Below are 20,199 nucleotides of genomic sequence, written 5' to 3'. Positions count from 1 at the left end.
GAGTGTCAACGCAGGAGACGTGTCATGACGACTTTGACTGTGACGGCCAAGGGGCAGGTCACCCTCAAGAAGGAGCTGCTGCAGCATCTCGGCGTGAAGCCGGGGCAGAAGGTGGAGGTAGATGTCGCGCCCGGCCGGCGTCTGACGGTCAAGGCCTCCGAGCGAAAGAGCGGATGGGAAGAGGTCTATGGAATATTGGCAGGCAGAACTGACAAGGTGGCTACGATCGAGGAAATGAACGAGGCTATCAGGAAAGGATGGGCCGGCCTTAAATGAGGATAACGGCAGACACCAACCTCCTGGTTCGGATCGCTGTCAAAGATGATCTCGAACAGGCGCGCGTGGCATTTGAACTGCTATCGTCGGCGGACCTCGTAGTCATCCCGCTTCCGTGCCTTTGCGAGGTCGTGTGGGTTCTGGATAGCATCTATAATTTCTCGAACGCTGAACTCGAGATGGCCATTCGTGCAATCGTCGAGCCACGAAATGCCGTCGTCGACACTGCGGTCGTCGAAGCAGGGCTGACCATGCTTTCTCTTGGCGGAGATTTCGCCGACGCGGTGATTGCAGCCGCTGGAAATATTAGGGGGGGAGAGATGTTCGTATCCTTTGATCGCAAGGCTGTCTCGCGCCTCAGCGCCATGGGCTTTTCGGCCGGAACACCTCGCGACCTGGCATGACCACCTTCACCCCCACCACTGCCGAAGAAACGCTCGACGCCGTCCGCTGGGCCGTGTCCGAGGAGACGCCGCTGGAAGTGCTCGGCCATGGGTCCAAGCGCGGGATCGGCCGGCCCGCCCAGACCGAGCACGCCATCGACCTCTCGCAACTCACAGGCGTCACGCTTTACGAGCCCGAGGAACTGGTGCTGTCGGTCCGCGCCGGCACGCCGCTGGCCGAAATCGAGAAGTTGCTCGAAGCGCACAATCAGGAGTTCGCGTTCGAGCCTATGGACTACGCGCCGCTTCTGGGAGGCGAGGCGGGCAGGGGCACCATCGGTGGCATGCTTGCGGCCAACCTTTCCGGCCCGAGGCGCATCAAGGCCGGTGCCGCGCGCGATCACGTGCTGGGCGTCCACGCCGTCTCCGGTCGTGGCGAGATTTTCAAGTCGGGGGGGCGGGTGGTCAAGAACGTCACCGGCTACGATCTGTCCAAGGCCATGGCCGGTTCGTGGGGCACGCTGGCCGTCGTCACCGACGTCACGTTCAAAGTGCTGCCGCGTTCGCAGACGGAGGCCACCCTCGTGCTTCGCGGCCTCACCGAGGAGCAGGCTGCCGACGCTATGGCGGTCTCCATGGGCTCCAGCGGCGAGGTGGCCGCCGCCGCCCATTTGCCCGAGAGCGTCACCGGCCGCGTGCTGTCCGGTGCGCTGCGGGGCAGGGGCTCGACGCTGCTGCGGCTGGAAGGTTTCGGCCCGTCCGTCGATTATCGTTTCGCAAGGCTGGCAGACCTGCTTGCCGGTTTCGGCGCGGCGGAGCGGCTGGAGGCGGAAGACTCGCGAAAGCTGTGGCGCGAGATGCGCGACTGCACCCCGTTCGTTGACGGCACGCAGCGCCCGGTCTGGCGTGTTTCGATGGCGCCGTCGCAGGGGCATCGCATGGTCATGGCGCTGCGCATGCAGGCTGCCGTCGACGCCTTCTACGACTGGCAGGGCGGGCTGATCTGGCTGCGCATGGAAGCCGACCCGGAAGCCGAAACGCTGCGCGCGCTGGTCGCCGCACATGGCGGCGGCCACGCGACGCTGGCGCGCGCCGCGCCCGCCATCCGCGCCGCAACGCAGGTGTTCCAGCCACAGCCGCCGGCGCTTGCGGCCTTGTCGGTCAGGCTCAAGGAACAGTTCGATCCGCATGGTCTGCTCAATCCGGGCAGGATGTAAGCACTCGGGCGCCGTGATAGCCTGCGTGTCATTGAAAGGGGGAATACGACAATGAGCGATCCGAACATGTCACCCGCCACCCGGCCCGGCGATGGCTGGCTGGACCCGGGGCCGTCCAACATCCAGCTCATCTACATCTGCTATCTCGTCGGCTTCGTCGTCGGCATCACCACGCTCATTGGCGTAGTCGTCGCCTACCTGAACCGGGGCAAGGCGGGCGGCTGGGTCGAAACCCACTACACCTGGGCGATCCGCACCTTTTGGATAGGCCTGCTCTACGGCTTCGTCTCGTTCCTGCTGATGTTCCTCGTCATCGGGTTCCTCACCGCGCTGGCAACCGTCATATGGGTCATCGTCCGCGTGGTCATCGGTCTGCAGGCCGTCAGCAAGCGCGAGCCGATCCGGAACCCTGAAAGCTGGATCATCTAGAGAGATACGGAAGCGGAAAAGCGAGCGGCCAATATGAAATTATATACCTTTATATGCAAGAATAAGACAAATATCTGGGCAGGAATAGGAGCCGGATTGTGGGCTGTTTCCGATGCGGATCCTTCAATTATGAAGGCAAGAAGAACCAGATCGTACAATATAAGGCCTGGAAATATTGGGTTGATATATTGTAGCGACGAATCAAGTAAGTCTCTAACCACTCCCTTCATATTTGTTTCCGCGCCGGATCCGGAAGAGACGGAAAAGGATGTGTGGCCTGAAGAGTGGAAGATGCCTTTTCGGATTCACCCGTTGGGAACTCCGCGCAAAGAGTGGAACGCTCATGAAGCAGCGAAAGCTCTACCCTTCAATACAGCGTCGCAAAACACCAACGTCACAAGTGTTTTCAAAGCAGTCGGCACCGCCGTCTTCACGCCCATTGAAATTGGTGATGAAGATTGGGCGATGATCCTGGATCGCCTGGCCGACAAGACATCTGCCGGTTCCAAATAGTGCAAACCAGCTTCTCGCTTGCCCAGCTTGCCGATCCGCACGTGGCGGAGTCGGAAGCCATCTTGCGCAAATGCGTGCATTGCGGCTTCTGCACCGCCACCTGCCCGACCTACGTCACGCTGGGCAACGAGCTGGATTCGCCGCGCGGCCGCATCTACCTCATCAAGGACATGCTGGAGAACGGCCGCCCTGCCGACGAGCAGATCGTCACCCATATCGACCGCTGCCTCTCCTGCCTGTCCTGCATGACGACATGCCCTTCCGGCGTGCACTATATGCATCTGGTCGATCACGCTCGCGCGCATATCGAGCAGACCTACAGGCGGCCGCTTCTGGACAGGCTCACCCGCTCGCTGCTTGCGGCCATCCTGCCCTATCCGGCGCGCTTCCGCGCCGCACTCCGGCTGGCGGGTCTTGGCCGTCCCTTCGCCGGGCTGTTCGACGCCATTAAGCCGCTGAGGCCGGTGGCTGCCATGCTGCGTCTTGCGCCCTCCGCCGTGCCGCCAAGGTCGCCGGTCTCGGATCCTTCGACCCATCCGGCCGCCGGTCCGCAGCGTGGCCGCGTCGCAATCCTCACCGGCTGCGCGCAATCGGTGCTGGAGCCGGGCATCAACGAGGCGACGGTATCGCTGTTGACCCGCCTCGGCGTCGAGGTGGTCGTCCCGCAGGGCGAGGGCTGCTGCGGCGCGCTGGTGCACCATATGGGTCGCGAGGAAGCAGCACTCGATGCCGCCCGCCGCAACGTCGATGCCTGGACGCGCGAGATCGAAGCCGGCGGGCTGGACGCGATCGTCATCACCGCGTCGGGCTGCGGCACGACGATCAAGGACTACGGCTTCATGCTGCGCCTCGATTCGGCCTATGCCGAAAAAGCCGCTCGCGTGTCGGGTCTGGCCAAGGACGTAACGGAGTATCTTTCGACGCTCGAACTTCCCGAGCCCGCCATCCGTCCGGGTCTCGCTGTCGCCTACCACTCCGCCTGTTCGATGCAGCACGGGCAGAAGATCGTGCGCCAGCCCAAGGAACTGCTCACCCGCGCCGGCTTCGTGGTGAAGGAGCCGGCAGAAGGGCATCTGTGCTGCGGGTCGGCCGGAACCTACAACATCCTCCAGCCGGAGATTTCAGCGCAGCTGCGTGACCGCAAGGTCAGGAACATCGAGGCAACCGGCGCAGCACTGGTCGCCACCGGCAACATCGGCTGCATGACCCAGATCGCCTCAGGCTCCAGCCTCCCCGTCGTGCACACCGTGCGTCTTCTCGACTGGGCCTATGGCGGAGCAAGGCCCGAAGGTGTGCCGGAGACGGCGCAGGTGGCGTGACCTATGCCACGGCTTCCAGAACCACCTCGGCAGTGATCTTGGACCACGGCACCAGGATTCTGCCGGTTTGATCTTTCTCGACCAACCCGACGTCCATGAGTCTTGCGACGTCTGCGTGTACACCACGGTAGTCGCGCGACAACGCCTGTGCCAGTGCGCGGATAGACGACGGGCCCGTCTCCCTGAGCTTGGTCAGCAACGCCCAGCGGTTCCCCGAAAGCGTTGCAAACAGCTGCTCGGCGCTTTCGAACGAAAGAGATGGTGTGCTGGCGGAAAAATCTCCGGCATCCATCTTCTTTGCCGCTGCATGGGCCGCGGTAAAGAAATCCGGCAGGTTCTCAACGCGTATCTTCAACTCAGTCATTGCCCTGCTCCCGCATGACGTCGGCCATGAAATCGGCCATCAGCCTTTCCATGCTGGTGAACTTGTACGGCGTTTCAAGGTTTCGAAGATGCCGATGGTCGCCTTTGCCCGCCTCGTTGTCATAGCCGACGATACGTTCGCCGGGCCGGCCGTAAAACAGCGAATATTTGAGACCATGAGGTCTTTCCTCGGTGGACAAGGGCAGCCGCCATATTCGAATCTGAATGATATGGCCGCTCGCCAGCACCAGCTTGTCGGAAAGTATCAGTGATGCTTTCCGCAGCATATGTCACATATATCATATGTTGCTGATTTCATCAACGCCCCCGCAGCCACAGCACGAACGGGATCGACACGATGTACATCGTGATGCCGTAGACCGCTGAAGGCAGGCTGAACGGCGGCAGGGCGCTTGCCTGCTCCACGATCAGCGATCCGACGGTGATCCCCAGCGTCGCGTTCTGCACGCCCGTTTCCAGCGCGATTGCCTTGCCCTCGGGCATGGTCAGGCCGAACAGACGGGCAAAGAAGATGCCGGCGGCCAGCAGCACCACGTTCAGGATGATGAGCGCCGGAGCCAGCACGGTCAGGTTGGCAAGAAAAAGGCTCCAATTGGCAGCCAGCGCGCCCACGACCACCACCACGAACAGCACCACGGCGACACGCGAAACGATGGCGTCGAGGCGCAGCGCCGCACTTTCGGCGAAGCTGCGGATGGCAAGGCCGATCAGCACCGGCACCAGCGTGATGAGGAACATCGAGACGCCCAGCGCGGTCACGTCGATGGCCGGCGCATCGAGGCCCATGAAATGGCCGGCGAAGAAAGCGACCAGCACGGGCACGGTGACAACGGCGACGAGGCTGATGATGCCGGTCAGCGAGATCGACAGCGCCACCTCACCGCCCGCAAGCTTGGTCAGCAGGTTGGCGGTCACCCCGCCGGGGCATAGCGCCAGGATCATCATGCCGACGGCAAGCTCCGGCGGCAGCCGAAACAGGATCGTCAGCACATAGGCGACCAGCGGTATGAGGATGAGCTGCGTCGACGCGCCGATGGCGAAGGCCTTGGGCCGCGTGACGACGCGGCGGAAGTCCTCCACCGTAAGCCCGAGCCCCAGCGAGAACATGATGATCGCCAGCGCAAGCGGCAGAAAGACCGTTATCAGGCTGTCCATGAGTGCTCCCCCCTCGAATCAGCGCTTCTGCCGTAAGTGTCGTTCAGGATGGGGAGCGTTCCAACCGCCTTCGACCATGCGCACAAAGACGAAAGGGCGGCGCGGTCCCTCACCGCGCCGCCCTGTCAGCGGCAGTGGAGCTTGCCTGCCGCGTGTCGGCGGCGTCCGTCCCCTGGACGCGCCATCCCCTCTCCGGGATTGTTGCCCGTCGCCGTCGAGCGTACGGTCGTTGGCTCGTCTAGATCACGATCACCGTCGCGCCGACCGGTACGCGCTCGTACAGGTCCATGACATCCTCGTTGCGCATGCGGATGCAGCCTGAAGAAACCGCCTGTCCGATGGTGGTCGGCTGGTTTGTGCCGTGGATGCGGTAGAGCGTCGAGCCGAGATAGAGAGCACGTGCGCCCAGCGGGTTCTCGGGTCCGCCCTTCATGTGGACGGGCAGGATGCGGCCCTTTTTCTTCTCGCGCGCGATCATCTCTGCCGGCGGGCGCCAGTCGGGCCATTCGGCCTTGCGCGTCACCTTGTGCGAGCCGGCCCACTCGAAGCCCGGCTTGCCGGTGCCGACGCCATAGCGCCGCGCCTGTCCGCCCTCTTCGACGAGGTAGAGCAGGTGCTGCGTCGTGTCGATCACGATGGTGCCGGGCTTGTGCGGCCCGTCATAGGCGACCATTTGCGGCAGGAATTTCGGGTCGATCTGGTGCCGCGCGTCGCGGGCGGCGCTCGATACTGCCGCCGTCTGCACCTGGTCGCGCATTGGCGGCTCCGGCGCGCGGTGGCGGCTGCGCACCACCGGTTCGGCCGCGATGCCGACGCGGACGCCGGGAAGGCCATGCTGCACCTGCCGGCGCGGCTGCGCGCCCGGCGTGCGCTGCAATTGCAGCACCCAGGGCGCGGAAAGATCGGGGCTGACGACGACCGGCGGGCGCTCGCGATAGCGCTCCTGCGCAAAGCCGGCCTGCGGCGCTGCCGCGACCATCGTCGCCACCGCCAAGAGGGAAAGTGTGTGCTTCATCGGACGTACTCGCAACGTTTCGCCACGGAGCGCAAACCGGGTGGCTTGCCCTCTTTTCGTCCGCGATTGTCAGCAGAGGCGCCGCAAAAAGAGTGAACGCGCTTCCATAAAATGCGCGGTATCGCGTAAACCGTTTGGTGTGGTTACCGGCCGGTTGAGCGGCATGGTAAAGGCCAGATTAAGCAGGCGGCGGCATGAGCGAATTGAACGGACTGACGGTAGGTGAAGACGGCGAGACGCGCTGCGCATGGCACGGCAACCTGCCGGACTACCGGCGCTACCACGACGAGGAATGGGGCCGCCCGGTCGCAGACGACATCCGCCTGTTCGAAAAGCTCTGCCTCGAAGGTTTCCAGTCGGGTCTGTCGTGGCTCACCATCCTGCGCAAGCGCGAGAACTTTCGTGCGGCCTTCCATGGCTTCGACTTCCGCATTCTAGCGGTCGAGGACGAGGCGCCTGCCGTAGAGCGGCATTTGCAGGATGCCGGCATCATCCGCCATCGCGGCAAGATCGCCTCGGTCTACAACAATGCCCGCCGCGCCGTGGCGCTGGCCGAGGAGCACGGATCGCTCGCCCGCTTCTTCTGGTCGTTCGAGCCCGGCCCTCATCAGCGCCCGAAAGTCATGGACCTATCCGCCCTGCGCGCGATGCCGAAGACCGAGACCTCGACGCGCATCTCGAAGGAGCTGAAAAAGCGAGGCTGGAGCTTCGTCGGCCCGACCACCGTCTATGCCTTCATGCAGGCCATGGGCATGGTCAACGACCATCTGGAAGGCTGCATCTGCCGTCCGCGCATCGAGGAGGCGAGGGCAGCGTTCGACCGGCCTTAAGGCATGTCTCCCGAAAGTGGGAACCGGTTTCGGGACCAAGACATGCGTCAAGACAAGTAGCTAAAGCGCATGGAGCGAATCTGAAAGATCGCGATGCGCTTTAGCCCACTATCCGTAGGTTCGACAGCTCGTTGGCGATGTCCTTGAAATCGTCCGATAGCGTCGCGCCTGTGGCGTTCCAGAACAGCTTTGCCGGCTTCGACGGATCGTTGGGATCCTTGCGAAAACGCGAGCCGGATGCGCAGCTGCGCAGCGAATCGATCGCCGCCGCCTGCACCGAATTGGCGGCGTCGAGGTCCAGCGCCACCGTCATCACGATCACGCCCGAAGCCTTGGCTGCCTCGCACACCGTGTTCATGTGCTGGTTCATCGCCGAAGTGAAGTTGGCGTTGGAGTGGATGGAGCTTGCCACCGTCGATCCCATGTAGAGCCGCGTCCGCGTCTGGCCGGGATAGTTCTTCGCCGTATAGCCCTTGTTGGAATAGATCGACCGGTTGGTGGCGAGGTCGTTGTAGCCGAGCGAACTCGGCGTGTAGTAGGTGTTCTCGCCGTCGGTCAGCACGATCAGCACCTTGTCGTTGCCGATCTCGTTTTCGGGCCGCCCGTGGGCGAACGGCTCGGTGCTCGACAGGGTGCGCCAGCCCCACGCCGTACCCTCCGGCACGTCTGTTCCGCCCAGTGCGGCCATGCTGCCTATCGCGCCTTTCAGCGTTGCCAGCCCTTCCTCAGTCGTCACGTCGGTCAGCGGCGTTATAGGGGTGGAGGAGCACATTCCGTTCGGCCCTTCATACATGCCCTTGGCCGCCGTTCCCTTGGGCGCGGCCTGGAAGTATTTCGGCATGTAGCGCTGGCGCGCGGCATCGTTGCTGCCTGTGGTCACATCGGCCCACCAGTTGCCCATCGCCGCTCGGTTGTTGCCGTCGCGCCGGTCGGTCTCGTCGGGCGCGAACATCGGCACGAACAGCGTGGCCGGCTCCGCGGCCGAAGGTTCGGTCGTGTCGTAGGCATAGGGGTGCGGCCTGGTTTCCACGCATCCGCCCCAGCTTGCGAAGGGCGCGTAGGTATAGGTCGTGGTGCAGGTCTGGTTGCTGCCGCTGCCGGTGCAGGTTTGCTGCTCGTCGGTGATGCGCCGCAACTCGTTGAAGAGCGAGAACCGCGTCACGCGCTGGCCTTCCTCGATCCCCCATCCTTCGCCGACCTTGTAGTGTACGCCAAGCGAGGGCACGACCTTGCGGCCGGTCGGCATGGTCGCCCAGTCGAAATTCTCGTGGTGGTAAGGCGCGCGGCCGTCCGTATCCATCCATGATGCGTCGGCGTTGTCCGTGCCGACATTCACCGACGCGGCGAAGGGCACCAGCGAGAACTGCACCGGCTTTTCGACCTGCTTCATCTGCGCAGCCTGCAGCGCGATGGTCTCGACCAGCTGGGTGGCCGCCTCCTTCAACAGGTCCATCCGCTTCTGGCCCGAGCCCGAACCCAGCCTGTCCATCGAGCCCGAATTGTCGAGCACGAGCGCGACTTCCAGCGTGTTCTTCAGCCGGATTTCCGTGTCGGCGTCATAGGCGACGTTGTTGGACTGCGGCTTGCCGAGCAGTTCCTGGAACACGGGCAGGAAATAGGGCTTGTAGTTCAGCTCGGCCGCCAGCTTCAGCGTTCCGCCGCCGAACTCGTTGCTGGGCAGCGTGACGTGCAGCGTGGCGCTGTCCGGGTCGACGGGGCCGAGATTGGCATGGAAGAAGCTGGTCGCGTAGGCGACGATATCCTGCTCGCTCGCCCCGGTGACGATCTGTCTTGCCGTCGCGATGCCGGCCGCGTCCAGCGCGTTCAGTGTCGCCTGCTTCTGGCGGGTAAGTTCGGCATAGTCGATAGCCAGCGCAACCCCGCCCATGATCGGCACGAGGGCGACGGTCATGGCAATCGCAAAATTGCCGCTGGCGTCGCGCAGAAACCTGCCGATCATGAAAGCCCGCTCCGGTCGTTGCCTCAACCCTGCGACCTTTTCACAAAGCCGCTAACCGACGGTTCGCGAAACGCGTCCAATCGCGCGCCGGCGCGCAACGGCCGGTTAACCAAGCTTCGAAAGCGGGTGACAGTGCCGGCCGGTTCCGCTAATCCCCGAACGCCGCATGCGCCGGTGGATTTGCAGGGACGGACGGAACACGATGGCTGAACTGATAGACGGGCTGGATCGGGTCGTGGATGGCTACGCGGCCATCCTGTGCGATGTGTGGGGCGTCGTGCACAACGGCGTCAGCGTCTTTCCGCAGGCCGTCTCCGCGCTTCGCGCCGCGCGCGACAGGGGCTGCGCCGTGGTGCTCATCACCAACTCCCCCCGGCCCCGCCAGGGCGTCATCGAACAGCTCGAGATCATCGGCGTGCCGCGCGATGCGTGGGACGGCATCGTCACCTCCGGCGACGTGACGCGCGACCTGATCCGCGCCGGCTCCCGGCGCGTGTTCCACCTCGGTCCCGACCGCGACCTGATGATCTATGACGGGCTGGACGTGGAGCTGGTGGAGGAGTTCGAGGCCCATGCGATCGTCTGCACCGGTCTCTTCGACGACGAGACGGAGACGCCGGAAGACTATGCGGAAATGCTGCAGCGTCTGCGCGCCCGCAACCTGCCCTTCATCTGCGCCAATCCCGACATCGTGGTCGAGCGCGGCGACAGGCTCATCTGGTGCGCCGGCGCTCTTGCCCGCGACTATGCCCAGCTCGGCGGCCGCACCGAGATAGCCGGCAAGCCGCATCGCCCCATCTACGAGGCGTCGCTGAAGGTCGCCGCCGAGACGCTGGGGCGCGACCTGTCGCGCAGCGAGGTGCTGGCCATCGGCGACGGCATGTTCACCGACGTCAAGGGCGCGGCCGATTTCGGTCTCGACGTCCTTTACGTGTCGGGCGGCATCCATGCGGCGGAATACGCTGACGGCCATGCCGCGGCCGATCCTGCGCGCCTCGCAGCCTTCCTGGAAAAGCACGGCTACCGGCCGGTCGCCACCATCCCGCGTCTGGCATAGGTCGTCCATGGCGTCGGCATCCATCGAGCGCATCGCCTCGTCCTCCACCCTTCCGGCGACCTGCCGGGGCGGGGTGGTGGCGATCGGCAATTTCGATGGTGTCCATCGCGGCCATCAGACGGTGCTCGCACGCGCTCTTGCCGAAGCCGAACGGCGCGGCGTGCCCGCGCTGGTGCTGACCTTCGAGCCGCATCCGCGTACCGTCTTTCGGCCCGACATACCCCTTTTCCGCATCACGCCAGCGCCCGTGCGGGCCCGGTTGCTGGAGGCGTTGGGCTTCCGCGCCGTGATCGAACAGCCTTTCTCGCGCGATTTCGCCGATCTCAGCGCCGAGGATTTCGTGCGCCGCGTGCTGGTGGAGGATCTCGGTATCGGCCATGCGGTCACCGGCTTCGATTTCCATTTCGGCCACAACCGGCAGGGCGGGCCCGCTTTCTTGATGGAGGCGGGCGAGCGCCACGGCTTCGGCGTCACGCTGGTCGACGCGTTCCGCGACGAGGGCTCCGAGGTCGTGTCCTCCAGCCGTATCCGCGGCCTGCATTGCGAAGGCGACGTGTCGCAGGCTGCTGGCCTGCTCGGCTACCGCTACACCGTCGAGGCGAAGGTCTCCCACGGCAAGAAGCTCGGCCGGGATCTGGGCTTCCCCACAGCCAACATGGAGCTGCCGCCCTCGACCCTGCTCCGGCACGGCATCTACGCCGTCCGGCTGCGCCGCGCCGACGGTTCGCTGCATGACGGCGTTGCCAGCTTCGGCCGCCGCCCCACGGTCGACGACGACGGCGCCCCGCTGCTCGAAACCTTCGTGTTCGATTTTGCAGGCGACCTTTACGACGAGGTTTGCAGCGTCTCCTTCTTCGGCTTCCTGCGGGGCGAGGTGAAGTTCGATGGCCTGGAGCCGCTGGTCGCGCAGATGAAGCGCGACGAGCAGGAGGCGAGGGCGCTGCTATCAGGCGTGCGACCCCTGTCGGAACTCGACATCGCGATGGGTTTCTAACGATCAGACGACCGTTCGCAGCCCCAGATGTTGGGTGAACGGCAGAAAATCATGGTCTTGATGCAGAAGCTCGTGATCGTTCTCGATGCAGAACGTAGCGATTATCAGGTCCGTCGTTTTGCGTACGGAAACACCCAGCCCCCTGAGCCTGCGAAAATTTTGAGCGGCACTGCATGCGATGTCCATGTCGAGCAGCGAAACAATGGGAAACTTGCGCATCTTGCGTTCAAGGCTGGCCGCATGTGCTTCGTCCCGCGCGCCCCGAAGCACTTCAAGCAGAATCAGGTCTCCCACGATTATCTTCGCGGGATCGTGGATTGTTCTCAGCCTCTCGACTTGAACGGTTGGAGTATTGCGAAGATTGGCGATCCAGACTGAGCTATCGACGACGATCACCTAGATCTCACCGAAGTCGCGGCCTTGCCTCATCTGATCCAGATCGCCCTCCCAGCCCATGCCGATCATGTCGCGGATGGCTTTCCGTTGTTCGTTCTGGCGCACAAGGCGTTTGAGCGCTTCTTCCACAGTAGCCTTCTTGCTCGAAAGCCCCGTCGCCTTCATCGCCTCGGCCATGAGGTCGTCGTCTATGTCAATGTTCGTGCGCATGGCGGCATCTGCCCAATGTGTATAATACGCGAACAATATACACATCGCGGCGTCGCTTCGCAAACCTGTTGGCCGCGTCGCAACGACGGTTAATTCAAACTTTACCCAAACCGGCGACTGCTGATACGGGTACCTATGGCGTGCGTAAGGCGGATATGATGATCGCTCGGAAGCGAATTTTTGTTGCGGCGGCGGTTCTCGCCGGCCTGGCTATCTCACCCGCATCGGCACAGACCTGGTTTTCCGGCGACTGGTATCTCAAGGTTGGCGGCGCGGTGCTTCACGCGCCCAAATTCGAGGGCGCGTCGGGCCGCTCCTTCATGCTCAAGCCGATGATCTCGCTGGGCAGGCAGGGCCCATCGGCCCGCTTCACCTCGCGCAACGACAACATCTCGCTGGCGCTCATGGACACCGGCACCTTCCGCGCTGGTGCCGCAGGCAAGCTCATCTTCCGCCGCGACGGCGACACCGACAGCGCGCTGGCCGGCCTTTCCCCGGTGCGGTTCGGCGGCGAGGCGGGCGTCTTCGCGGAGGTCTATCCCACCGATTTCGTTCGCCTGCGCGGCGAGGTGCGGCGCGGCATCCGCTCGCATGACGGCGTAGTGGCCGACGTTGCCGCCGATGCGTTCTTCGACATCACCGAGACGATCCAGCTTTCCGGCGGCCCGCGCGCCTCTTGGGCGTCGAGCGGCTATTTCGATGCCTATTACGGCGTCAACGCCGCCGAGGCGGCCGCTTCGGGCCTGTCGGAATACGCGCCCGGCAGCGGCATGAAATCCTACGGCGTCGGCGGCGCGGTCACGTGGAAGGCGACCGACCAGATCGACACGGCCATCTTTGCCGAATACGCGCGGCTCACCGGGCCGGCCGCTCGCTCCAGCCTCGTGCGCGAGCGCGGCTCGAAGAATCAGGTCACGCTCGGCGCTTCGGCGACCTACCGTTTCGACTTTTCGCTGCCGTGAGGCGCGAGCCTCCCGCAATCGCCTCTTTATTCCGCGGTGCGCCTCGGCTAAAAGCGCAGCCCATGACACAGCGCGCGCACTTCATCGCGATCTCGATACGAATTACCGGCCCGGCCTTCCGGGCGGCCTGAGCGGCTGCCGGAAGGTCCGGGATTTTCGCGCGCCGCCCGCCCGCGCGCCTTCGCCTGTTTGACCCCAGCCTTGCCCGGCGTGCTTTCCCCGTTCGGGCCGACGATGCGATGAGACCATGACGACCGCCGAGAAGCTCGATTATTCCAGGACCCTTTATCTGCCGCAGACGGAGTTTCCGATGCGCGCCGGCCTGCCCGAGAAGGAGCCGCTGCTCGTCAAACGCTGGCAGGAGATGAAGCTCTACAACAGGCTGCGCGAGAGCGCGGCCGGCCGCCCGCTCTACGTGCTGCACGATGGCCCGCCCTACGCCAACGGCAACATCCACATCGGCCACGCGCTCAACAAGATCCTCAAGGACGTCATCACGCGCTCGTTCCAGATGCGCGGCTACAACTCCAACTACGTTCCGGGCTGGGATTGTCATGGCCTGCCGATCGAGTGGAAGATCGAGGAGAAGTACCGCGCGGCCGGCAGGAACAAGGACGAGGTGCCCGTCAACGAGTTCCGCAGGGAATGCCGCGACTTCGCCCAGCACTGGATCGACGTGCAGACCGAGGAGTTCAAGCGGCTGGGCGTCGAGGGCGACTTCGACAACCCCTACACGACGATGAACTACCACGCCGAGGCGCGCATCGCCGGCGAGCTCTTGAAGTTCGCCATGTCCGGCCAGCTCTATCGCGGCTCCAAGCCGGTGATGTGGTCGGTCGTCGAGCGCACCGCGCTGGCCGAGGCCGAGGTCGAATACCACGACTACGAGTCGGATACGATCTGGGTGAAGTTCCCTGTGGGCGCAGCCGGCGGTATTGGTGGCGAGAAGGGTGAAGCAGACATTCGTGAGCTTCTGGATGCCCATGTGGTTATCTGGACGACCACCCCTTGGACGATCCCCGGCAATCGTGCAGTCGCGTATTCGCCGCGTATTTCCTATAGCCTCTACGAGGTCACGGCAGCCGAAAACGATTTCGGGCCGCAGCCGGGCGATAAGCTGATCTTTGCCGATGCACTGGCCGACGAATCTTTCGCCAAGGCGAAGCTCGAATCCAAGCGACTGCGCAAGGTTACCGCTGAGCAATTGGAAGACATCACGCTCGCCCACCCCCTCAAGGGCCTCGGCGGCGGCTACGACTTCGCCGTCCCCATGCTCCCCGGCGACCATGTCACCGACGACGCGGGCACCGGCTTCGTCCACACCGCCCCCGGCCATGGCCGCGAGGACTTTGACGCGTGGATGGATGCGGCCAAGGATCTCGCAGCCCGCGGCATCGAAACGCGCATCCCCTTCACCGTGGACGACGCCGGCTTCTTCACCAAGGACGCGCCGGGCTTCGGGCCGGACCGCGAAGGCGGCGCCGCACGCGTCATCGACGACAACGGCAAGAAGGGCGACGCCAACAAGGCGGTCATCGAGGCATTGATCGCAGCCAACATGCTGTTCGCACGCGGCCGCCTCAAGCACTCCTATCCGCACTCCTGGCGCTCCAAGAAGCCGGTGATCTTCCGCAACACACCGCAGTGGTTCGTCTACATGGACAAAGACCTCGGCGACACCACCACCCTGCGCTCCCGCGCTCTTGCGGCCATCGACGCCACCCGCTTCGTGCCCGCCGCCGGGCAGACGCGCCTGCGCGCGATGATCGAGGATCGGCCCGACTGGGTGCTGTCGCGTCAGCGCGCCTGGGGCGTGCCGATCTGCATCTTCGCAAACGAGGATGGCGAGGTACTGAAAGACACGGAGGTCAACGCCCGCATCCTCGAAGCGTTCGAGGCCGAGGGTGCAGACGCATGGTTCGCCGAAGGTGCGCGCGAGCGCTTCCTGGGATCGCGCGCCAACGAGCCGTGGGCGATGGTCACCGACATTCTCGATGTCTGGTTCGATTCCGGCTCCACCCACACCTTCACGCTGGAAGACCGCCCGGACATGAAATGGCCGGCGGATGTCTATCTCGAAGGCTCCGACCAGCATCGCGGCTGGTTCCACTCCTCGCTGCTCGAAAGCTGCGGCACGCGCGGCCGCGCGCCCTACGACGCGGTCATCACCCATGGCTTCACCATGGACGAGGACGGCCGCAAGATGTCGAAGTCGCTCGGCAACACGGTCGTTCCGCAGGACGTCATGAAGCAGTCGGGCGCAGACATCCTGCGCCTGTGGGTCATGACCACCGACTATTGGGAAGACCAGCGGCTGGGCAAGAACGTGCTCCAGACCAACATCGACGCCTACCGCAAGCTGCGCAACACCATCCGCTGGATGCTGGGCACGCTGGCGCACGACGAGGGCGAGCAGGTCGCGCTTTCCGACATGCCGGAGCTCGAACGCCTGATGCTCCACCGCATCGCCGAGCTGGATGAGCTGGTGCGCAAGGGCTACGATGCGTTCGATTTCAAGCGCATCACCCGCTCGCTCATCGACTTCATGGTGGTCGAGCTGTCGGCGTTCTATTTCGACGTGCGCAAGGACGCGCTCTACTGCGACGCGCCTTCGAGCGTGAAGCGCAAGTCGGCGATCGTCGTCGTGCGCCACCTGTTCGACCATCTCGTCACTTGGCTTGCGCCCATGCTCCCCTTCACGATGGAAGAAGCGTGGATGGAGCGTCACCCCGATGCCGTCTCGGTGCATCTGGAGCAGTTCCGCGACGTGCCGGCAGAATGGCGCGACGATGCGCTCGCCGCCAAGTGGCGCAAGGTGCGGCAGGTTCGCCGCGTCGTCACCGGCGCGCTGGAGATCGAGCGCCGCGAAAAGCGCATCGGCTCTTCGCTTGAGGCCGCCCCGATCGTGCACGTCGCCGACGCCGAGTTGCGTGCGGCCATCGCGGATGTCGACATGGCCGAGATCTGCATCACCAGCGGCATCTCCATCCTTGCCGAGGCGGCGCCAGAAATTTCGTTCACGCTCGACGACGTAAAGGGTGTCGGGGTCGTTCCCGCGCTTGCCGGCGGCACCAAATGCGCACGTTCTTGGCGCTACACCGACGATGTCGGCTCCGACGCGGAATTTCCCGACGTTTCGGCGCGCGATGCGGCGGCGCTCCACGAACTCAGGGCGCTTGGCCGGCTTTGAGCCGGCCGGCGTTGCCCGGTTGGGCTGAATAGGGTACAAGGCGGCGGTCCAGACGCCTTGTTGTCGCCGGATTTTCTGGCAAAACTAGGCGTTGATCCGGCGTTTTCCGCCTGATGTGAGAGGCAAGTTCCAGTGAAGATCGAACGCATTTCCACGCGTGGTGGCACGCAGCTCCTTCTTGGCGCATCGGTCGTTTGCGCCGCAGCGCTGCTGTCGGGCTGCATGAGTTCGCCGACCTACGGCACCGGCAAGTCCGCCAACCAGCAGCTTGTCGAGGACGTGACCGGCATTCTCTCCATCGGCCCGCGCGAGCGGGGGCCGGAGATCGCCTATAATCCGCGTCCGGGCCTCGTGAAGCCCGCCTCGCTGGAAGTGCTGCCCGAGCCGCAGCAGGACATGGCCTCTTCCGAAAACCCGCAGTGGCCCGAATCGCCCGAGGAGCGTCGTGCCCGCATCCGCGCCGACGCCACAGCCAACCAGGACAATCCGTTCTACCGTCCCGAGGTTGCACCCTCCGGCACCGGCAGCACGCAGACGGCCTCCTACGATCCCGAGCGCTGGGCCAGCGAGCCGGTGACGCGCAATCCCAACGCGCGTTCCGAGGTGCAGCGCCGCCTGCGCGAGCAGAACCAGGGCAGCCCCACCACCCGCCGCTACCTCAGCGAGCCGCCGGTCACCTACCGCCAGCCTGCGGCCACCGCTGCGGCCGGCGACATCGGTGAAGACGAGGCGGTCAAGGAGCGCCGTGCCCAGCGGGCCAGCGGCAAGTCGTCATGGCGGGACTTCATTCCCGGCCTTTGACGTACTGACGGTCAGCGCCGCTCTTTGAAGAAGGTCCGCAGCATGTCTGCGGACTTTGTTTCTGAAATACCCGCATAGATTTCCGGCGCGTGGTGGCATGTCGGCTGGTGAAAATACCGCCCGCCGCTAACCACCGCCCCGCCTTTCTCGTCCGCCGCTCCGAAATACAGCCTGCGAATGCGCGAAAACGATATCGCCGCCGCGCACATCGGGCAGGGCTCCAGCGTCACGTAGAGGTCGGCCTGCGGCAGGCGCTCGCTGGCCAGCAGTGCGCAGGCCTCGCGGATCGCCAGTATTTCGGCATGCGCGGTGGGGTCGTTGAGTTCGCGGGTGCGGTTGCCCGCGCGCGACAGCACGCGCCCGTCCATCGCCACCACGGCCCCGATCGGCACCTCGCCGCGCGCGGCGGCGGCCTCGGCCTCGGCGAATGCCGCTTCCATTAAGGGGGACGATTTCATGCGTTCACCGTCGATGACATTTCACTCGCAAGGCCCAATGTGGTCTGATAGTTACCCGCGCTGAAAGGCGAATGCCACATGAACGATGATACGAAAAAGCCGCCGCGCGGCGGTGCAGGACGCGGCCCGCGACGCGAAGGCGGCGATCGCAAGCCCTTCCGCCCCCGCGAGGATGGCGACCGCCCGCCCTACGCCAAGGCCGAAGGCGCCAAACGCCCCTACCAGAAGCGCGACGATCGTCCCGCAGGCGAGGGCGGAGACCGCAAGCCGTTCCGCCCCCGTGAGGACGGGGACCGCAAGCCGTTCCGCAAGGATGGCGACCGCCCGCCCTATGCCAAGGCCGAAGGCGCCAAGCGCCCCTACCAGAAGCGCGACGATCGTCCCGCGGGCGAAGGCGGCGATCGCAAGCCCTTCCGCAAGCGCGAGGACGGCGAACGTCGCCCCTATGCGAAGGCGGACGGCGAAAAGCGCCCGTTCCAGAAGCGCGACGACCGTCCCGCCGGCGAAAGCGGAGCCCGCAAGCCGTTCCGCCCCCGTGAGGACGGGGACCGCAAGCCTTTCCGCAAGGATGGCGACCGCCCGCCCTATGCCAAGGCCGAAGGCGACAAGCGCCCCTACCAGAAGCGTGACGACCGCCCGGCTCGCGAAGGCGACGACCGTAAACCCTTCCGCAAGCGCGAGGACGGCGAGCGCCGCCCCTACGCCAAGGCCGAAGGCGAACGCAAACCTTTCCGCAAGCGCGACGGTGACGACTTCAGGGGTCCGCGTCCTGGCCGCCGCGAGCGCGAGGGCGCTGCCGAAGCGACCGGCACTGGTGCCGACACGAGCGAACGCATAGCGCGGCGGCTGGCGCGTGCGGGCGTTGCCTCGCGCCGCGATGCCGAGGACATGATCGCGGCTGGCCGGGTCTCGCTGAATGGCAAGGTTCTGGACTCTCCGGCGGTCAACGTCTCGCCGACGGATCGCATCCAGCTCGACGGCAAGGACATCCCGGATATCGAGCGCACGCGCCTGTTCCTGTTCCACAAGCCGGCTGGCGTTGTCACCACCAACCGCGATCCCGAAGGCCGCAAGACCGTCTTCGATATCCTGCCCAAGAAGCTCCCGCGCCTGATGACGGTTGGCCGCCTCGACATCAACACCGAAGGCCTTCTGCTGCTGACCAACGATGGGGGCCTTTCGCGCGTGCTGGAATTGCCCGCTACCGGCTGGCTGCGCCGCTATCGCGTTCGCGTGCACGGCAAGGTCGAGCCCGAGGCGCTGGAGCAACTCAAGGAAGGCGTGGCGGTCGACGGTGTGTTCTACGGCGCGGTCGAGGCGACGCTGGACCGTGAGCAGGGCTCCAACGCATGGCTCACCATCGGCCTGCGCGAGGGCAAGAACCGCGAGGTGAAGAATATCCTCGGCTCGCTGGGGCTCGACGTGACCCGCCTCATCCGCATTTCCTACGGCCCGTTCCAGCTTGGCGAACTGGCCGAGGGCGAGGTGCGCGAACTCAAGGGCAAGCTGCTGCGCGACCAGCTGGGCGAGCGGCTCATCGAGGAATCGGGTGCGAATTTCGAGGCGCCCATCCTCAACGAGTTCTCCAACAAGCCGGTCTCGGAGCGTTCGGAGCGCAAGCGCGAGGAAGCGAGCGAGATGCCGCGCAACCGCAAACGCGAGCGCGAGCAGAAGCGCGAGGATGCGCTCGGCCGGCTGCAGACGAAACCCATGCGAGGCGGCGGCCCCCGGCGCGAAGACGGCCCGAAGCGCTTCGGCGGCGGCGGAAAGCCAGGTGGGCGCGAAGACCGGCCGGAAGAAAAGCAGCGTTCGCGCACGGCCAATGTCTGGATGGCGCCCGGCGCCCGCCCGATGGGCGAGAAGAAGGCTGCCGCCGTTGCCGAGCGCAACGAGGGCAAGCGCTACGCCGGCAAGCCGCGCCCCGCCGGCAAGGGCGGCAACTTTGCGGGTGGGCCCAAGGGGCCGCGCAAGCCGCGCGGAGACCGCTGATCCATGCGCATCGTGGGCGGGGAGTTTCGCGGCCGGCCGCTGGCCACGCCGCGTTCCAATGCGATCCGCCCGACCAGCGACCGCACGCGCGAGGCCGTGTTCAACATCCTCGCGCACAATCATCCGGAGCTTCTTGATGGCGGGCGCGTGCTCGACCTCTTCGCCGGCACCGGCGCGCTCGGTCTGGAGGCTCTGTCGCGCGGCGCGTCCAGCTGCGTGTTCGTCGAGGAATCGGCCGAGGGGCGCGGCCTGATCCGCACCAATGTCGAGGCCATGGGCCTTCAGGGCCGCACCAAGATTTTCAGGCGGGACGCGGCTACACTGGGCGAGGTCGGCACCATAATGCCTTTCGACATCGTGTTTGCCGATCCGCCCTACGGCAAGGGGCTGGCCGAGCGCGCGCTTTCGGCGGCTCTTGCCGGCGGCTGGCTCAAGCCGCAGGCGCTGGCGGTGGTGGAGGAGGCCGCTGCCTCGCCGTTCCGGCCTGTCGCGGGCTTCAGGCTCGTCGAGAAGCGCGACTATGGCGACACCACGGTGACTTTCTGCGACCGTGCCTGACTTTCGTCACCGTTGCCGCCGATGACGCAGATGTCAGCCGGCCGCGATTGCGCATGTCGCTTCTTGCGCTATCTCTGGCATGGTTTCGGAAGAAGGAATTTTT

The 20,199-nt window shown here is 64.9% G+C and carries 22 protein-coding genes; 14 read left to right on the top strand and 8 right to left on the bottom strand.

Going from position 1 to position 20,199, the window contains the following annotated elements:
• Positions 1–24 precede the first annotated feature (24 nt).
• The 6 genes from FY036_RS13070 to glcF are packed head-to-tail and all read left to right on the top strand — an operon-like array spanning position 25 to position 4,137.
• The gene (locus FY036_RS13070; RefSeq protein WP_148915170.1) at positions 25–276 is read left to right on the top strand and encodes an AbrB/MazE/SpoVT family DNA-binding domain-containing protein; all 252 of its coding nucleotides are present in this window, start codon (positions 25–27) and stop codon (positions 274–276) included.
• Complete coding sequence (locus FY036_RS13065) at positions 273–680, top strand: type II toxin-antitoxin system VapC family toxin (RefSeq protein ID WP_148915169.1); 408 nt, start codon at positions 273–275, stop codon at positions 678–680. The genes FY036_RS13070 and FY036_RS13065 overlap by 4 nt, the downstream gene beginning before the upstream one ends.
• Complete coding sequence (gene glcE / locus FY036_RS13060; RefSeq protein ID WP_148915168.1) at positions 677–1,876, top strand: glycolate oxidase subunit GlcE; 1,200 nt, start codon at positions 677–679, stop codon at positions 1,874–1,876. Before FY036_RS13065 ends, glcE begins: the two co-directional genes overlap by 4 nt.
• A 51-nt stretch (positions 1,877–1,927) precedes the next feature.
• On the top strand, positions 1,928–2,305 hold the full coding sequence (locus tag FY036_RS13055; RefSeq protein WP_148915167.1) for a DUF4870 family protein: 378 nt from the start codon (positions 1,928–1,930) through the stop codon (positions 2,303–2,305).
• A 33-nt stretch (positions 2,306–2,338) separates the two neighbouring features.
• Entirely contained in the window at positions 2,339–2,818 is a 480-nt protein-coding gene (locus FY036_RS13050; RefSeq protein WP_148915166.1) for a hypothetical protein, read from the top strand.
• A complete protein-coding gene (gene glcF, locus FY036_RS13045) occupies positions 2,818–4,137 on the top strand; it encodes a glycolate oxidase subunit GlcF (RefSeq protein WP_148915165.1) in 1,320 nt (439 codons plus the stop codon). Before FY036_RS13050 ends, glcF begins: the two co-directional genes overlap by 1 nt.
• 1 nt (position 4,138) lies before the next feature.
• On the opposite strand, the gene FY036_RS13040 is transcribed toward glcF, so the two are convergent.
• The 4 genes from FY036_RS13040 to FY036_RS13025 form a co-directional block, all read right to left on the bottom strand.
• Complete coding sequence (locus FY036_RS13040; protein ID WP_148915164.1) at positions 4,139–4,501, bottom strand: HVO_A0114 family putative DNA-binding protein; 363 nt, start codon at positions 4,499–4,501, stop codon at positions 4,139–4,141.
• On the bottom strand, positions 4,494–4,748 hold the full coding sequence (locus tag FY036_RS13035) for a toxin-antitoxin system TumE family protein (protein ID WP_235897664.1): 255 nt from the start codon (positions 4,746–4,748) through the stop codon (positions 4,494–4,496). The genes FY036_RS13040 and FY036_RS13035 overlap by 8 nt, the downstream gene beginning before the upstream one ends.
• Before the next feature lie 70 nt (positions 4,749–4,818).
• Positions 4,819–5,676 (bottom strand): bile acid:sodium symporter family protein, encoded by an 858-nt coding sequence (locus tag FY036_RS13030; protein ID WP_148915162.1) that lies wholly within the window; start codon positions 5,674–5,676, stop codon positions 4,819–4,821.
• A 238-nt stretch (positions 5,677–5,914) separates the two neighbouring features.
• Positions 5,915–6,691, bottom strand: a complete 777-nt coding sequence (locus tag FY036_RS13025) for a L,D-transpeptidase (RefSeq protein WP_148915161.1) — start codon at positions 6,689–6,691, stop codon at positions 5,915–5,917.
• A gap of 194 nt (positions 6,692–6,885) precedes the next feature.
• Between FY036_RS13025 and FY036_RS13020 the strand changes: the two genes are divergently transcribed.
• Complete coding sequence (locus FY036_RS13020; protein WP_148915160.1) at positions 6,886–7,521, top strand: DNA-3-methyladenine glycosylase I; 636 nt, start codon at positions 6,886–6,888, stop codon at positions 7,519–7,521.
• Positions 7,522–7,621: 100 nt separating this feature from the next.
• Here the strand turns inward: FY036_RS13020 and FY036_RS13015 are convergent, their stop codons facing one another.
• On the bottom strand, positions 7,622–9,481 hold the full coding sequence (locus FY036_RS13015) for a pilus assembly protein (RefSeq protein WP_148915159.1): 1,860 nt from the start codon (positions 9,479–9,481) through the stop codon (positions 7,622–7,624).
• Between the two features lie 202 nt (positions 9,482–9,683).
• Here FY036_RS13015 and FY036_RS13010 point away from each other — a divergent pair, with 202 nt between their 5' ends.
• Both FY036_RS13010 and FY036_RS13005 read left to right on the top strand, forming a co-directional pair.
• Complete coding sequence (locus FY036_RS13010; protein ID WP_148915158.1) at positions 9,684–10,538, top strand: TIGR01459 family HAD-type hydrolase; 855 nt, start codon at positions 9,684–9,686, stop codon at positions 10,536–10,538.
• Positions 10,539–10,545: 7 nt separating this feature from the next.
• Positions 10,546–11,532 carry a bifunctional riboflavin kinase/FAD synthetase gene (locus tag FY036_RS13005; protein ID WP_148915157.1) on the top strand — a complete coding sequence of 329 codons (987 nt, stop codon included), beginning with the start codon at positions 10,546–10,548 and terminating at the stop codon, positions 11,530–11,532.
• 3 nt (positions 11,533–11,535) lie between these two features.
• Here FY036_RS13005 and vapC read toward each other — a convergent pair whose 3' ends face one another.
• Together vapC and FY036_RS12995 are read right to left on the bottom strand one after the other, a co-directional pair.
• Positions 11,536–11,928, bottom strand: coding sequence for a type II toxin-antitoxin system VapC family toxin (vapC, locus tag FY036_RS13000; RefSeq protein WP_148915156.1), 393 nt, complete (start codon positions 11,926–11,928; stop codon positions 11,536–11,538).
• A complete protein-coding gene (locus FY036_RS12995; RefSeq protein WP_148915155.1) occupies positions 11,929–12,138 on the bottom strand; it encodes a type II toxin-antitoxin system VapB family antitoxin in 210 nt (69 codons plus the stop codon).
• 158 nt (positions 12,139–12,296) lie between these two features.
• Here FY036_RS12995 and FY036_RS12990 point away from each other — a divergent pair, with 158 nt between their 5' ends.
• The 3 genes from FY036_RS12990 (at position 12,297) to FY036_RS12980 (ending at position 17,091) form a co-directional block, all read left to right on the top strand.
• Complete coding sequence (locus FY036_RS12990; protein ID WP_235897663.1) at positions 12,297–13,100, top strand: MipA/OmpV family protein; 804 nt, start codon at positions 12,297–12,299, stop codon at positions 13,098–13,100.
• A gap of 247 nt (positions 13,101–13,347) precedes the next feature.
• Positions 13,348–16,290 (top strand): isoleucine--tRNA ligase, encoded by a 2,943-nt coding sequence (gene ileS / locus FY036_RS12985; RefSeq protein WP_148915153.1) that lies wholly within the window; start codon positions 13,348–13,350, stop codon positions 16,288–16,290.
• Between the two features lie 138 nt (positions 16,291–16,428).
• Positions 16,429–17,091: a hypothetical protein gene (locus FY036_RS12980; RefSeq protein WP_407941182.1), complete on the top strand. Its 663-nt coding sequence runs from the start codon at positions 16,429–16,431 to the stop codon at positions 17,089–17,091.
• A gap of 11 nt (positions 17,092–17,102) precedes the next feature.
• On the opposite strand, the gene FY036_RS12975 is transcribed toward FY036_RS12980, so the two are convergent.
• Entirely contained in the window at positions 17,103–17,549 is a 447-nt protein-coding gene (locus tag FY036_RS12975) for a nucleoside deaminase (protein WP_235897662.1), read from the bottom strand.
• Between the two features lie 78 nt (positions 17,550–17,627).
• Here FY036_RS12975 and FY036_RS12970 point away from each other — a divergent pair, with 78 nt between their 5' ends.
• The gene (locus FY036_RS12970; protein ID WP_148915152.1) at positions 17,628–19,538 is read left to right on the top strand and encodes a pseudouridine synthase; all 1,911 of its coding nucleotides are present in this window, start codon (positions 17,628–17,630) and stop codon (positions 19,536–19,538) included.
• A gap of 3 nt (positions 19,539–19,541) precedes the next feature.
• Complete coding sequence (rsmD, locus tag FY036_RS12965) at positions 19,542–20,096, top strand: 16S rRNA (guanine(966)-N(2))-methyltransferase RsmD (protein WP_148915151.1); 555 nt, start codon at positions 19,542–19,544, stop codon at positions 20,094–20,096.
• The last annotated feature ends 103 nt before the right edge of the window (positions 20,097–20,199 follow it).

It is taken from the genome of Neoaquamicrobium microcysteis (assembly GCF_008180155.1).
GTDB classification, from domain to species: domain Bacteria; phylum Pseudomonadota; class Alphaproteobacteria; order Rhizobiales; family Rhizobiaceae; genus Aerobium; species Aerobium microcysteis.
Note: the sequence above shows the minus strand (reverse complement) of the source record. Positions and strands in the feature narration are given on the sequence as shown.

Bases quoted from the DNA above. Each gene is read 5' to 3' on its own strand.
- FY036_RS13065 (WP_148915169.1), top strand. From the start codon at position 273: ATGAGGATAACGGCAGACACCAACCTCCTGGTTCGGATCGCTGTCAAA.
- rsmD (WP_148915151.1), top strand. From the start codon at position 19,542: ATGCGCATCGTGGGCGGGGAGTTTCGCGGCCGGCCGCTGGCCACGCCG.
- FY036_RS13020 (WP_148915160.1), top strand. From the start codon at position 6,886: ATGAGCGAATTGAACGGACTGACGGTAGGTGAAGACGGCGAGACGCGC.
- ileS (WP_148915153.1), top strand. From the start codon at position 13,348: ATGACGACCGCCGAGAAGCTCGATTATTCCAGGACCCTTTATCTGCCG.
- FY036_RS13025 (WP_148915161.1), bottom strand. From the start codon at position 6,691: ATGAAGCACACACTTTCCCTCTTGGCGGTGGCGACGATGGTCGCGGCA.
- FY036_RS13070 (WP_148915170.1), top strand. From the start codon at position 25: ATGACGACTTTGACTGTGACGGCCAAGGGGCAGGTCACCCTCAAGAAG.
- FY036_RS12975 (WP_235897662.1), bottom strand. From the start codon at position 17,549: ATGAAATCGTCCCCCTTAATGGAAGCGGCATTCGCCGAGGCCGAGGCC.
- FY036_RS13050 (WP_148915166.1), top strand. From the start codon at position 2,339: ATGAAATTATATACCTTTATATGCAAGAATAAGACAAATATCTGGGCA.
- FY036_RS13005 (WP_148915157.1), top strand. From the start codon at position 10,546: ATGGCGTCGGCATCCATCGAGCGCATCGCCTCGTCCTCCACCCTTCCG.
- FY036_RS12990 (WP_235897663.1), top strand. From the start codon at position 12,297: ATGATCGCTCGGAAGCGAATTTTTGTTGCGGCGGCGGTTCTCGCCGGC.
- FY036_RS13010 (WP_148915158.1), top strand. From the start codon at position 9,684: ATGGCTGAACTGATAGACGGGCTGGATCGGGTCGTGGATGGCTACGCG.
- FY036_RS12970 (WP_148915152.1), top strand. From the start codon at position 17,628: ATGAACGATGATACGAAAAAGCCGCCGCGCGGCGGTGCAGGACGCGGC.
- FY036_RS13040 (WP_148915164.1), bottom strand. From the start codon at position 4,501: ATGACTGAGTTGAAGATACGCGTTGAGAACCTGCCGGATTTCTTTACC.
- FY036_RS13015 (WP_148915159.1), bottom strand. From the start codon at position 9,481: ATGATCGGCAGGTTTCTGCGCGACGCCAGCGGCAATTTTGCGATTGCC.
- FY036_RS13055 (WP_148915167.1), top strand. From the start codon at position 1,928: ATGAGCGATCCGAACATGTCACCCGCCACCCGGCCCGGCGATGGCTGG.
- FY036_RS13030 (WP_148915162.1), bottom strand. From the start codon at position 5,676: ATGGACAGCCTGATAACGGTCTTTCTGCCGCTTGCGCTGGCGATCATC.
- glcE (WP_148915168.1), top strand. From the start codon at position 677: ATGACCACCTTCACCCCCACCACTGCCGAAGAAACGCTCGACGCCGTC.
- FY036_RS12995 (WP_148915155.1), bottom strand. From the start codon at position 12,138: ATGCGCACGAACATTGACATAGACGACGACCTCATGGCCGAGGCGATG.